Below are 13035 nucleotides of genomic sequence, written 5' to 3' on the forward strand. Positions count from 1 at the left end.
AATTGATTAAGTGGCCAATCAATAGAAAAAGCTGCCAAAGTGGCAGCTTTCCCTAAGCAAATTAAACTTCCAATCCAAAGTTCCGGCAAAGTGATGCTAGTCCACCTGCGAAACCGCTGCCAATCGCATTGAATTTCCAATCGCCGTTATGGCGGTAGAGCTCGCAGATCACTACTGCGGTTTCAACTGAAAAGTCCTCGCCAAGATCATATCTTAGAACTTCGCTGCCTGTATCCTCATCGACTAAACGAACGAAGGCATTTGAGACTTGGCCAAAATTCTGGCTTCTTGCTTCGGCATCATGAATCGTAACGGTAATCGCAATCCGATGAACATGGGACGGAACCTTACTGAAATTAATCTTGATTTGTTCATCGTCCCCTTCACCTTCGCCCGTCCGGTTATCCCCTGTATGTTCGACCGATCCTGAAGAATGAATTAAGTTATTGTAAAAAATGAAGTCCAAATCGTTAATCACTCTGTTGTTTGCATCTGTTAAAAATGCGGATGCATCTAAATCAAAGTCATGTCCGCCGCTATAGCGGTTGGTATCCCATCCAAGGCCGATAATTGCCTTTGTTAACCCAGGATTCGTTTTGGTTAAATCCACTCTTTGTCCTTTTGCTAAATTAATTCCCATATTAATCACCCCATCAAGAACTTTTATATTTTTTTAGCTGTAACTGCGAACAATTTCACTAAGGCTGCCAGCTGTCGTGCCGGTGCCTACGGCAGCGAACTTCCACTCATTGCCGTGGCGGTATATTTCACCGGCAACCAGGCAAGTTAACCCGCCATAATTATCTGACAAATTATAGTGGATAAGCTCTTGGTTGTTGTTAGGATTAACGACTCTGATAAACGCATTTTGAATCATGCCGAAATGTTGTTTTCTTTTTACACAATCATAGATATTAACAATGAAAACAAGCTTTTGAATTCTTGAAGGGACTTTACTTAGTTCGACAATTATTTGCTCGTCATCCCCGTCTCCATCCCCCGTCAAATTATCTCCAGTGTGCTGAACACTGCCGTCATTGCTTTTTAAATTAGCAAAATAAATCACATCTTTATTGTTTTGGAGCTTATCATTTGCTCCTAACATGATAACAGAGGCATCACAGTCAATATTCGGAGCACTTCCGCCGCCAAACAGCGAGCCAAAGAAACCGCCGCCGCCCCCGCTCTGAACCGGGTCCCAGCCTAATCCTACCAAGATTTTGGATAATCCCGGATTACTTTTCGTTAAATCCACTCGTTGACCTTTTTGTAAATTAATAGCCAAACCATTCACCCCAACTAAGAAATTTTATAGTAACTATGATTGTTTCATGTTTTTAAAGTTATCCTGCAGCTGTTCTAAACGTTTAGTGCCTTCAATCCGCATCCGTTTATTCTCTTCTTCAATTGCTCGTGTTTCCTGCATCCCTTTGATGATAATATTCCAAGACTCCTCGATCGTCTCTATTTTAATGCTTGGACCGCCGGCAAGCCTTGCAATATCCGTACTTTGCTGCGAAATGTTTTGCGCATTTTTAAGGAGCATTTCATTTGTCCTGCGGTCAAGCTCACTCATCGAATCAGCGACAAGCTTCTGCCTTTTTGCTGCCACTGCTTGAATTAAGCCATTTTTAAAAATTGGAATCGTCGTAACAAACGCGGAATTAATTTTTCCGATTAGCTTTGTATTCCCTCTTTGCAGCAAACGGATTTGTGGTGCCGTCTGTAAGGAAACCATTTTCGCCATTTCTAAATCATAAATCCGCTGCTCTAATAGCTCTACCGCATTCTTCAATGAATCCAATTGCATATTTGCCAGCTGGTCACCTGATGCAACACGTGCCTCAAGCTGTGGAAGCTGAATATTTTTTAGCTCCTCGACCTTTATCTCACCAGCAACAATGTACTTTTCCAGTGTTAAATAGTATTGATAGTTTTGTTCATACATTTGCTCAAGCATGGTTGTTGAATCGACCATTTCGTGCTGGTATTTAGAAATTTCAACATATACCTTGTCAATTTCCTGGCCCATCGTTTGGTATTTTCCAAACAGCTTTTCTATCATTTTTTCGCCTTTATTAAAGAGCTTGCCGAAGATGCCGCCAGAGGTTTTTTGGAAGTCCTTCGCATCAAATTTATCCATGATCCGGCCAAGATGTTTAAGAAGTTCACCAGAATCTTCTACTTTTGTCGTCCGCATATTGCTTAAAATCTGATCGGAAAAACGCGATATTTGTACGGCCGGTTCTTTCCCAAACTCTAGCACTTGAATCTGATCCCGCTCATCAATCGTGCGGGCCAAATTTTGAATTTCCGGCTCCTTGCGAAGGGCAAGTTTAATGTCAGAAGCTTTTGTCTCTGTTAATTTGTCGTCCACGGCTGCAGGAGTTAAGCCGTTTGATGGATTTGGCGATAGATTCACTTGTTAATCTCCCCTTAAATTTTTTAAGATTCCTTGAAAAAGCCCTTTTTTGAAAAGAGATGGCTCTTTATATTCCATTTCAAATACAATGTCATCAAGCCAATGTTTATCAAATAATTGGTCATCGAGGTAATTTTCGATATCATTATGGCCTGGCGGATTGTATAGAACGATATCAATACCGAATTGATTTAACAGCAGTAGCAGTGCCGCATCTGATCTCGACAGCATCCCGGTTAATTCATTATTGTAAATAATCAATTTAGGGACATGCTGGGAGTAATCAAATCGTTCCAGTAATTGAATAATATTTTTTTGCATGAACATTGCCTGGGTAAACAGGTACATTTTCACATCTTCTAAACTTTCATTCGGTAAAGGCTTTAATCCAGGTTTTTCGCAGATGCTTCTAACAGCATTGGCGATTCCTTTTTGTAAGCCTGCCGCTAAAAAAGAATAGGGCCAGTAGTGCGACCGCATCATATTTTCAGGGACAATTAAACCATCCCTGCCCAGTGCATTTCGATAATGGAAACGGAAATCGCTGGTGCTTGCGATTGTCATAGGCAGTTTACGAATCAGTAAACTATGCTCCAATTGGCTGAGCGCTTGCAGCCGTTCCCAGTATTCTTTTCGATTCCTGCTTACCCCTTGTACTTTTGCGAAAATCGTAGGAATTTTAACTTCCCCATTCCTCACTTCGAAATCAGGGCGAATCATCGCTATTTCTTTACAAAGAATAAACAGCTCATCATAGGTTGTTTTTAATGTAATGGAAGAAGGCGTGTAATCCCTTAATTGCCATGGTTTGTAAAGGCCGGAACCTTCTTGGTTTAATATTGTCTCTATCTCTTTTGAGGCCCGGTAAGCAACCGTTGTTTTCCGGGTCCGTTTTTCCGTAGGAAACGGTTCCGCAGGCTGGTTATTTGGGAAACGATGCGTGAAAACGGGCTCATCCATTATTCCGGCTAAGATATCCTTACCTTCAGGATGAAAAATAACAATATCACAGCCAAGCTTGCTTAAATAAAATAAAAAATATTGATGGCTCTTCTTAAAGTCACCGTACCATAAAAATTTCGGCATTGCTTTTTGTGGGTCGGCCGTCTCCAATAATGGTTGCAAATGATTGATAGACCACTTTACGAGATCAACGAGAACTCGTCTCAGCTCGTGGTTTTTCAAGCCCTCCGGTTCGAGTTTTGTGTACAATTCAAGCGTTGCAATCATCGATTCTCGTAATTTCCGATGGATGACAGGTACATTCGACTTTAACAAAAGCTGCTCCCCGTCAAGAAAAGCAGTAAAACGGTTAACCGACAGCTTCTGTTCCTGATTAATGTTAAATACTTTTTGAATCGCTTGAAAGTGAGCATTATTGATCGCTTTATCAAGTGACTCCTCACTTAGCAAATGCAGATTCCATTCTGCCGTATTATTAACATAATCAAAAAGCTGGTTATAATAGTCGTCCGTATCAATCGGTATTCCCAAAAACTTCCCCAGTACTTGCCCAATCTGAATGGTTCCATTTTCCAGTGAATAATTTGGCCGATCTGGCAATGGTTTTTTCAACATACCAGACCAGTTTTCATAGGAAAGGATCCCTACAGGACGGACGCTTAATTGATTTAATGGTGGATACATTCATAATCCCTTCCCTCTGAGAGCGAAAGCTTATTTTCAAGACTGTTAGTTAAATTATGTAAAGGTACCTTATCATCATATCACAGTTACCAAAAGTGTTCATTTGTTTATACGAAACTCGGCTAAAAATGTTTCGTTATTTTATGCTATTTCCTCATTGTTCACCTTTCTCCTTGTCCTTACATATTAATGGAGTACCCAAACTAAAGTAGGTGACTCGAATGAGATTTTTATATAAGCGCCCGAAGATGGGGCTCATTGATGAGGAAATAAATACCGTTATGGAAGTTTTGACCTCTGATGCGTTTATTTATCTTGATCTTTTGGTAATCAGTTTTGTGTTCACGCTGCTGCTCTCCCCTGTGATGCAATCAATACCCGTATCAATTCTATTCTTTTTGGTCAGCTTCGCAGCTTTTTCCAGCCTTTATTTTTTTGTGTTCAACCGGTTAGTTAAAAAGAACTAGAGCTAATGGGAATCAATGTTAAAAACTGGTGAAGAATTTCTTCACCTGCATCCACGCCCTTTTTCTGCGTATATGTAAGTCCATTAGTATTTTCCATATCCTTTAGCTCGCCATGTCTTGGCACAAAACGATATTGACAGTTCTGCAGGAAGTCCCAATCAAGGATGGAATCGCCCGCTCCCGCAATCGCTTTTGTCCGCTCTCGCTTACAAATAAATTCAAGGGCATCCCCTTTGCTGATTGCCCGCGGGATAAAGTACAGCTTTCTTCCTTGCAAGGAAATCCTCCAGCCATATTTTAACACCAACTCATTAAGCACTTTTCTATCAAACAGAGAAGGCAGACTATTTAAGATATAATAAAAAAATAGCTTCTCTGCCTGCTTTTTCTGGCCATCAAAATGAAATCCTTCCCTCTGTAAAATCGCTAGCAATTCAGCTTGTTGAACCGACTCCTTGTGCAACCGGGCAAAAATATGCTCCGTCCATTCTTCCATTGGCACACCTTGATTGAGAATAATAGCTCCATTTGAAGTAATGGCATATTTAATCGGAATGTCGTGAGCAAAAATCACGAATCGATTAAATTGCTCGGTGGTTCTAGTTGTAACCGGGACAAATAGACTTTGCCTGGACAGTTCTTTTAACGCGAGGAAGGAGGATTCTGTCATATAAGCGACCCAGTTTCCATCCTTCTTTTCAACTGGTTTAAGCGCTGCTAATTCTTTGGGTTCGCCAAGCTCTTCGATTGCCCGTTTCGAATACATCAAGGTGCGGTCAAGGTCAGATGCAAAAATCATTCTTGCTTCTCCTTCACCGATTTGATTAAGCCGCAGCACAAATAGTTCAAATTAGGGTAGGCTATTACTTCAACCCCTTTTTCTTGGGCCAGCATAAGGATGTGTTTGACAAAAGGGCTAGAAGGGTCACGCATTAATATCTTCCACGGAACCCGACGGAGAAGAACCCTAGTCGTCTCTCCGACGCCAGGCTTGATATAATGTGTGCTTTCAATCGCGAATTCAGCTTGGATTCTCTTTACATCTTCCATTCCTAAAAAACCTGTTTCGATTTTCTCTTGGCTCATTTGCGAAGCTATTTCCGCAGCCTCCTCAGCAATAAAGGTAAACTCACAAGAAATCATATCAATGAATTCATTGGAAACATCGTCTGGAAACAAATCGCGGTAAAATTTCGCTCCGTGAAAATCATCATTGCCGATGTATTTATCATTTAAAACTGTCCGGCTTACAAGCCCGGAGACAGTCGAGTTTAAACAAGCACTTGGGATTAAAAAGTCTTCCCTTGTTCCGTAAAGAGTCGTACAGTAGCCGGGGTCAGCAATGACAGCAAGCGTATCATCAAGCTTAATCCGATATTTTTGTGCAAAATCCCGGCAGGCTTTTGTTAACTCCATCGAAATTGCGCCTTTTCCTGTCCAGCCATCGACAAATTGAATCGTTCCATTTGGATGCTGGTCAATAATATAGTGAAGCGCGTTTTCGTCAATTCCCCTGTCCCGGATGATGGAAATACTATAATGCGGCAATGACACATTATAGCGCATTTTTAAGTATCTCTTAATCAAGATTCCTACAGGCGTCCCGGCCCGGGCAAGGGAGACAAGAATCGCATTTTTCCCTTTTAATTGATAGATTTGTTCAGCCACAATCCCTACACAAATTGCTACCTTTTGTTTGTATTCCATCAATGTTTTCCAAAATAAATCGACATACTCTTTTGGCGGCTGGTACTCAATCGGCAAGGATTCACTATAATGTCCGCCTGATTGGATTTGCAATTCTCGATTAACCGCGGAATCTTCGAGCTGAATATCACTTAAATCCTTAAGGAGAAAAAGCACGTCACTCTCTTGATATGAACCGATGTTAGCAGGTTTGCTGCTTAGTTGCTGCATTTCATTCACCTCTGAGTTCAGAAAAAAAGACAATCTTTATCGCCTTAATTTCTAGTTTTCTTAGCTTATTTAGTAAAGGTTGGAGTTTCTCGAATTCTACTTGTCTTTCGAAAAAGATGAATAATTCATCATAATGACCTGGGGGAATATTATAAACAAAATGTGAAACAGATTGATCTTCGGGATTTACAAAGTTAACCCCGAACCGAGCCCCATAACCTTCTTTGTTTTCAACATATATTGGGCTTCTAGTAGTTGATTGATAGTAAACGCCAATCCCCATTTGAGCGGCTAATCTCATTGGAAGGTACATGAATTCCCCTGTTCCAAGACACAGCGTTTTTCCACCCGTTCTGGTTTGTTTTAAAAAAGAAGCAGCGGCAGAAACTTTGCCATCAAGGGCGATATTTTCATGACTTCTAAGACCAAACCGTCCAGTCTCTTCGATAAAAGCCGACTTGTTTAACGAATTAATAGAAGCGTTCGGCGTGGCTGTAAAAAAATCAGCCAGCTGCAGCAATTCAACTGTTGGCTCCCCGCTCCCGTTCCATTCATTTCTTTTCGTTAGATTGTCAATTTCTTTCAGCTGCTTTACGCGCACCTGACCAGATAATAGACTTACGACATGTATTTCTATCCCAAGAGCTTCCTCGAGGCGGGAGAATTCAGCTTGATTTTCTTCGGAACGCCAATCCAAAATGCTTACTACCGTATAAACACGCCTTGGAAATTTGGCATGAATCGACTGGATAATATTTATCGCTGTTTTCCCTGTTGTCATTTCATCGTCAACAAGAATGATTTCTCGTTCATTATCAAGTATTTCCAATGGAATATAACAGCGATGCGAAGTCGCGTGGGAATGCTCTTCCTCAAAGGTAATGACAGGTTTTCCATCCAAGAGCTCTTCTCTAGTTGTATGAAAATACTCAGCGGCTTGAAAGCAATCAAAGAAGGCATGGCCAAGGGCGGTTGCCGTTTCAGCAAAACCAATGATGACAGGGTGGACATCTTTTGGAATAAAGGAACATCTCTGAAAGGATTCTCTGGTTGAAAATAATGACAGCAGCCTCTCCTTTTCCACACATTCCAAGCCCTTTACAGATTCTAAAAATCTAGCGGCCAATAATGCGGCTGTCAGTAGTCCTTTGTTAGGATTAATCGGCAAATGTTTGCCAAGCACTTTACTGACAAACAAAAATGAGCGCTTCTTATTGATGCGAGCCGCCATCGTAAACAGCTCTTCAATAGGCAGATGGTACGGATTTTCTCCTACCTCAAGTTCCGTTTTAAGCGAATCAAGGATATTATACGTAAACTTCTCTTTTGATAAGATCAATGTTTGTGAATTCTTCATGCAGCACCCCGTAAAGCTGTGATTTTAAGATCATTTTCTTGGCCCAATAATAATGCGGCTTGATTTCGTTCATTTTATTCGCAAAATCACTTTTCATAACGCCAATATTTCCATTTGCGGCATTGATTATATTACTGGCATCGATATATTCCTCATAGGAAACCACATTGAGGGCCTGAACAATTTTGATATGGGAGGGATGGATAATTGTTTTTCCAGTTAAACCGTTTGCAATATCCATAAGGATTTCCTGAATCAACCCATCCACGTTTTCATCTATCAATTTGGTTCTCCATTTCAATCCCTCAACCCCGTACCGTTCACGAAACGGTGTTTGCCGAAGCTGCGGCTTCAGCATTCTTTTTTTCGCTGAAAAGTATTCCCAAACAGGTCCGGAAACCACATATGGACTATCGAATCGTTGAAAGACATTAACAATGTCAGAAATGCAATCTCTTAATACCGAAATATCATAAACCGTTGTATCCGCACTCCTGCGAATCCCATACAAACCACAAAAATCCGTGGCACCTATCCGCACATTTAAGATATTTTCCTTGTTTCGATCAAGAAGATGCTTAATATTCATTAATTCTTCCATTCTCGTTTCTTTTTGAATAACCCTAGCTGTTTCCAGGATTGGCATGGCATAAAAAGGATGTTGCTCCGAATGAAGCCTTAGTACCTCCCTCAGTATTTCTTCGCCATTTTTGGCAGTAAACTTAGGAAGCACCACCCCTGTAAGAAGTTTAGTCGCATCTCCTAATTGCTCGCTTACTCGTTTAAATTGCTCCAGGTTACGGATACGGACAAACATTAATGGCAAATCTTCAAAACTAATAAAGCCCTTATTTACTTCTCCTGATAATTTTAGCAATTCTGCAATCAGCAGCCCTTCGGCACCAAAAACTTCGTTATCGCCAACGGCATCTTCCAGGTCAATGACGAGTGAGGTCAAACCTTCATGTTTCTTTGAAAGAATATCCTGATGAATATTCGGGCGCGTCGCCGGCATATAAAGGGTTGCGCCCAACCCATAGGACAAAAGCTCACGGTTAGAAAATTTATTAAACCTTTGCGGCTTTTGATAGAAAAATTTATTTAATTCTTCTTCATAAAAGTATGTAAAAAACTCCATATTTTAGGCCTTCTCCTCTGTAAAGGGTAAAAAAGAAAGGAAACGGACTTTCGTCGGCTCCCCTCTTAGAACAATCTTTATAAATGATTTTCATTGCTGCTTTCTTTTTTCTTATTCATGAAGTGAACGATAAACGTTGCAGCAAATGTTACAAGTAAGATGATGAAGAAATGCAGCGATTCCAATTCAAAACCAATTGCAGGAAGGCTGAGTAACATCTTTGCAGCAATGATAAGGATTAAGATATAAGCCGTTGTTTCAAGTTCAGGAACTCTATCAATTAATGTAAGAAATACGCCTGCAACACCACGCATCATTAATACCCCGAGGACTCCACCAACAAATAAAACCCAGATTTGGTCGCTGACACCAAAAGCGGCAAGAACACTGTCAACTGAAAAGGCAATATCCATTAGCTCAACAGCAGCAATCGTTCCCCAGAAGGTACCAAATAAACGAATCAGTAACCCGCCTTGGTTCATACCCTTGGCATCTTCTTCCTCATCATCTGCACCCGCATTACGCTTATCGATGAAATATTTTATCGATAACCATGCCAAGTACGCTGCTCCAAGTGCTTTAATGAGCCAAAACTTGATGAGGTACACTCCGATTCCGATTGCGAGAAATCGGAAGAAATATGCACCCAGCAAACCATAGAAAAGGGCTTTTTTCCGCTTTTCAGGCGGCAAGTGCTTGACCATTACGGCTAATACCAGAGCATTATCAGCAGAAAGCAGCCCTTCTAAAATGATTAGAGTACCAATTAGTCCCCAACTGACTGGATCGGTTAATACCTGTGCCCAATGATCCCAATCGAAGAATAATGCATATGTGTCCAAAATATGATTCAAAACTGACATTAAAGAAATTCCTCCTAGATTAAAAAACGATAATTTTTGTTAAAAGACCCAAAAATGTGTGGATCTCTTCGATTCTGATTATTAACCTATTAATAGGCCAAAATCCGTTGCGAGCGCTGCTAATCCGCCTTGGTAGCCGCTGCCAATTGCACTGAATTTCCACTCACCATTGTGGCGATATAATTCACCGGCAATAACCGCCGTTTCAATTGAGAAATCCTCGCCTAAATCATATCGGATTAGTTCTTCACCATTAGACTCATTGTAAATTCGAGCATAGGCATTTGAGACCTGTCCAAAATTTTGGTTTCTGCTTTCAGCATCATGAATCGTAATGGTAAAAGCAATTCGCTGAACATTAGCAGGAACGGCTGAAAGATTTACCTTTACTGTTTCGTCATCACCATCGCCGGCACCTGTTCGATTGTCCCCAGTATGTACAACGGCTCCGTTAGCCCCTTGTGGATTATTGTAGAAAACAAAGTCTGTTTCATTGCTAACCTTTCCGTTTTCCCCTAAAAGGAATACAGAAGAATCAAGATCAAAATCATGTCCGCCATCGTATTTATTCGTATCCCAGCCAAGACCGACAACCACATTCGCCAACCCTGGATTTGTTTTTGTTAAATCAACTTTTTGACCTTTTGATAAACTTACTGCCATTTCCTTCATTCCTCCAAATTAGGTAATAGTCTATTTACGAGTCTCTGATAAAAAGGTTTCATTCTATAATAATTTTTTTCATATCACTTCGCAAATCTAACACTAACTCATCCATTTTGGCGGTGTATTTTTTGCCCAATAAATTGCCCCTAGCTCATGATGGCTTTGGTAATCATCATGATAGGTATGATAATGAAAATTAAACCAGTATCCGGCTTTAGGTGGATTATCTCGTCTAACATGGAATCGTAAAATATCTTTTCCTGTTTCACCATTTTTTATATTAAAAATTTTTTCAGAATGTCCGGAACCTGGCTGCTCGGTTATCGTTAGATTTTTTAAATCCTCCTCAGGGAATTGCGCTGCGGTTTCATCAACTGCTTTTTCGATATTTGGCAAAATAATTTCACGAAATTCATTTTCGATTACTGGCTTAATTTTTGTACCAAACTTTTGATAGGATTGATTTTCCGCCTGTTTGATTAATTCCTCGATAAACTTTTCTCTATCAAACTTTGATTCTTCTAAAAATGCATTACCTGAAGATAGACTGCGGTCCGCAGCTGATGCTTCAAAGGCATCCCTGTCACTCAGTTTCTCTGCATTTACGTTATTCATTAGCTGTGTTGGTGTAACAAGACCAAAGGTTAAAGCGGAAACCATTACAAATAATGATTTACGGAGCCATTTGTTCATTTTTCATTCCCCTTTATTCTATAAGAACTTTATTGTGAAATTTGGGTTACTTAAAAATTATTATACTTCTTTTTTTGCAAAAATGGAAAAAAACAATTTGAAATATTTTTATAACTTTAACGAGGAATGGTTTTTGAGTATAAAAAAAAGGACGTCAAAGACATCCTTTTTAGCAGTTTGTTTCGAAGGCACCGATTAGATTTTGCATCACTGTTTCCATTGGCATTCCCTCGATATCATGGCGTGGGATAAAATGAACGACTTTTTTATCCTTTATCAAGGCCATTGAAGGCGATGATGGCTCAATACCTTCAAAATACTCGCGCATTTTTGCGGTTGCTTCTTTATCCTGGCCGGCGAAAACCGTCACAAGATGTTCCGGTTTTTTCGCACTGTTTAAAACAGCCTGCGTTGCTGCCGGCCGGGCTAATCCGGCGGCACAGCCGCACACGGAATTCACAACGACAAGTGTTGTCCCGTTTGTCTTTTCGATAAACTCCTCAACAGCTTCAGGCGTTGTCAGCTCAGCAAAACCCGCTCTTGTTAACTCTTCGCGCATAGGTAAAACCATTTGTTTCATATATTCTTCATAAGCATTAGACATATTTCCTCACTCCATTTCTTCCCTTTTAGAATACTAAATCATTTGTTATTTGACCACTTAATTGTCTGTTTTTCTTGCTTCTGTCATTTGCTTCCAGACTGAACCTTTGGCTTCCTCGCCGCCTTCAATTCGTTCAATAGCCATTTTTATTTGCAAACTCACTTCAAATTCAGGGTCATTTTCGGCAGCTTTTAAAGCTGCCAGCACCTTTTCATCCCCGACTTCATAGAGGAACATGGCCGCACGCCAACGAACTAATTTGCTGGGGTCCTTCAAGGCATTGACCATTTCACCAGCAGCTTCCGGAAAACCCAAATCGGATAAGCAATCGCCTGCCGTTCTTCGGACGGTCACCGTTTTATCTTTCAGCGCTTTATAGAGAAGCGGCAGAACCTCTTTTTCTTTAATCATTCCTAGGTATACAGTTGCTAGTCTGCGAATGGAAGGCTTCTCATCAGATAATGCTTTTTCAAGGACCGGTAAATCGTCAAGTTCCGGATCATCCATTTGCTCGAGGGCCTGGTAACGTACCCGCCAATCGGGATTAAGTAATTCTTCCATCGAAACCTTCATACGTGAACGTAAAGGTCTCTGCCCCGGAGAAGTCGCTTCGCCAGCTTGAGCTATTGCCACCAATTCTTCTAAGCGTGAAGTAGGATAGGCCGCGATTAATTCCTCGACAACCTCCTGCCCAATTTGCTCAAATTCACCATAGCGGACACCTTGATTCTGCCATTTCCGTAAAAGAATATAATTATCTTCCGGAAGTTGCGCCCGCTCCCTTGCTTTTAAAAAGTATTCCGGCATGCCAAACCGGCGCTCCGCCCCGCTGTCTGTCAGCTTCACTTGGAGTGGAATATCCTTAAACAATTGGATTTCCACTTTTATTTCACCATAATGTTCATCAACTTTTTCAACACTCTCAGCATCGGATGCTTTTTCACCAAAGGCATGGCGGACCTTTGGCAATAATTCCTTCCAGTCATATTTCGCGTTTCGTTCAACAGCGAGAAAATCTGCAACATGGTAGACACCTTTAATTCCCTCAACTTGTAAAATCGCTTGAATGATGGCTGGTGCATCAACCGCTGTTTCTTTTTTATAATTATGGCTTTTCCCCATTGGCAGTTCTTGATCTAAAATAATTTTCATCGTATTCGGACTTGGAGTCGGTTCGATTGCCTTAATTTTCAATCCCATCACCTAATTCTTTTGATTTCTCCCTCAAGTTTAACACAATGGTGTGCATACATTCATTGGG

Annotated in this window: 14 protein-coding genes; 1 reads left to right on the top strand and 13 read right to left on the bottom strand. The window is 40.7% G+C overall.

Annotated features, from left to right (window positions below):
• Positions 1-61: 61 nt before the first annotated feature.
• Genes BANVL01_RS10760 through BANVL01_RS10775 form a run of 4 tightly spaced genes read right to left on the bottom strand, consistent with a single transcriptional unit; the run spans position 62 to position 4069 of the window.
• Entirely contained in the window at positions 62-640 is a 579-nt protein-coding gene (locus BANVL01_RS10760; RefSeq protein ID WP_066089024.1) for a TerD family protein, read from the bottom strand.
• Between the two features lie 33 nt (positions 641-673).
• Positions 674-1285 carry a TerD family protein gene (locus BANVL01_RS10765; protein ID WP_066089027.1) on the bottom strand — a complete coding sequence of 204 codons (612 nt, stop codon included), beginning with the start codon at positions 1283-1285 and terminating at the stop codon, positions 674-676.
• Between the two features lie 33 nt (positions 1286-1318).
• Positions 1319-2422: a toxic anion resistance protein gene (locus tag BANVL01_RS10770; RefSeq protein ID WP_066089030.1), complete on the bottom strand. Its 1104-nt coding sequence runs from the start codon at positions 2420-2422 to the stop codon at positions 1319-1321.
• Between the two features lie 3 nt (positions 2423-2425).
• Positions 2426-4069: a YceG family protein gene (locus BANVL01_RS10775; protein WP_066089033.1), complete on the bottom strand. Its 1644-nt coding sequence runs from the start codon at positions 4067-4069 to the stop codon at positions 2426-2428.
• A 221-nt stretch (positions 4070-4290) separates the two neighbouring features.
• Here BANVL01_RS10775 and BANVL01_RS10780 point away from each other — a divergent pair, with 221 nt between their 5' ends.
• Positions 4291-4536: a hypothetical protein gene (locus BANVL01_RS10780; protein WP_066089036.1), complete on the top strand. Its 246-nt coding sequence runs from the start codon at positions 4291-4293 to the stop codon at positions 4534-4536.
• Here the strand turns inward: BANVL01_RS10780 and BANVL01_RS10785 are convergent.
• From BANVL01_RS10785 to BANVL01_RS10825, 9 genes are all read right to left on the bottom strand, one after another.
• Positions 4523-5335 (bottom strand): hypothetical protein, encoded by an 813-nt coding sequence (locus tag BANVL01_RS10785; protein ID WP_066089039.1) that lies wholly within the window; start codon positions 5333-5335, stop codon positions 4523-4525. The two genes, BANVL01_RS10780 and BANVL01_RS10785, sit on opposite strands and share 14 nt — an antisense overlap.
• Complete coding sequence (locus BANVL01_RS10790; protein ID WP_066089042.1) at positions 5332-6453, bottom strand: cysteine protease StiP family protein; 1122 nt, start codon at positions 6451-6453, stop codon at positions 5332-5334. The genes BANVL01_RS10785 and BANVL01_RS10790 overlap by 4 nt, the downstream gene beginning before the upstream one ends.
• Position 6454: 1 nt before the next feature.
• Positions 6455-7810 carry a phosphoribosyltransferase family protein gene (locus BANVL01_RS10795; RefSeq protein WP_066089045.1) on the bottom strand — a complete coding sequence of 452 codons (1356 nt, stop codon included), beginning with the start codon at positions 7808-7810 and terminating at the stop codon, positions 6455-6457.
• Positions 7761-8948 (bottom strand): HpcH/HpaI aldolase/citrate lyase family protein, encoded by a 1188-nt coding sequence (locus tag BANVL01_RS10800; protein ID WP_066089048.1) that lies wholly within the window; start codon positions 8946-8948, stop codon positions 7761-7763. Before BANVL01_RS10800 ends, BANVL01_RS10795 begins: the two co-directional genes overlap by 50 nt.
• A 77-nt stretch (positions 8949-9025) precedes the next feature.
• The gene (locus BANVL01_RS10805) at positions 9026-9811 is read right to left on the bottom strand and encodes a TerC family protein (protein ID WP_066089051.1); all 786 of its coding nucleotides are present in this window, start codon (positions 9809-9811) and stop codon (positions 9026-9028) included.
• Between the two features lie 81 nt (positions 9812-9892).
• Positions 9893-10474 (bottom strand): TerD family protein, encoded by a 582-nt coding sequence (locus BANVL01_RS10810; RefSeq protein WP_066089054.1) that lies wholly within the window; start codon positions 10472-10474, stop codon positions 9893-9895.
• Between the two features lie 102 nt (positions 10475-10576).
• Positions 10577-11170: a YpjP family protein gene (locus BANVL01_RS10815; protein ID WP_066089057.1), complete on the bottom strand. Its 594-nt coding sequence runs from the start codon at positions 11168-11170 to the stop codon at positions 10577-10579.
• A 169-nt stretch (positions 11171-11339) separates the two neighbouring features.
• The gene (locus tag BANVL01_RS10820) at positions 11340-11774 is read right to left on the bottom strand and encodes a BrxA/BrxB family bacilliredoxin (RefSeq protein WP_066089060.1); all 435 of its coding nucleotides are present in this window, start codon (positions 11772-11774) and stop codon (positions 11340-11342) included.
• A gap of 57 nt (positions 11775-11831) precedes the next feature.
• The gene (locus tag BANVL01_RS10825) at positions 11832-12968 is read right to left on the bottom strand and encodes a conserved virulence factor C family protein (RefSeq protein ID WP_066089063.1); all 1137 of its coding nucleotides are present in this window, start codon (positions 12966-12968) and stop codon (positions 11832-11834) included.
• Positions 12969-13035: the final 67 nt, after the last annotated feature.

Origin of the sequence: Neobacillus novalis NBRC 102450 (assembly GCF_001591805.1) — a bacterium.
Lineage (GTDB): Bacteria > Bacillota > Bacilli > Bacillales > Cytobacillaceae > Neobacillus > Neobacillus novalis.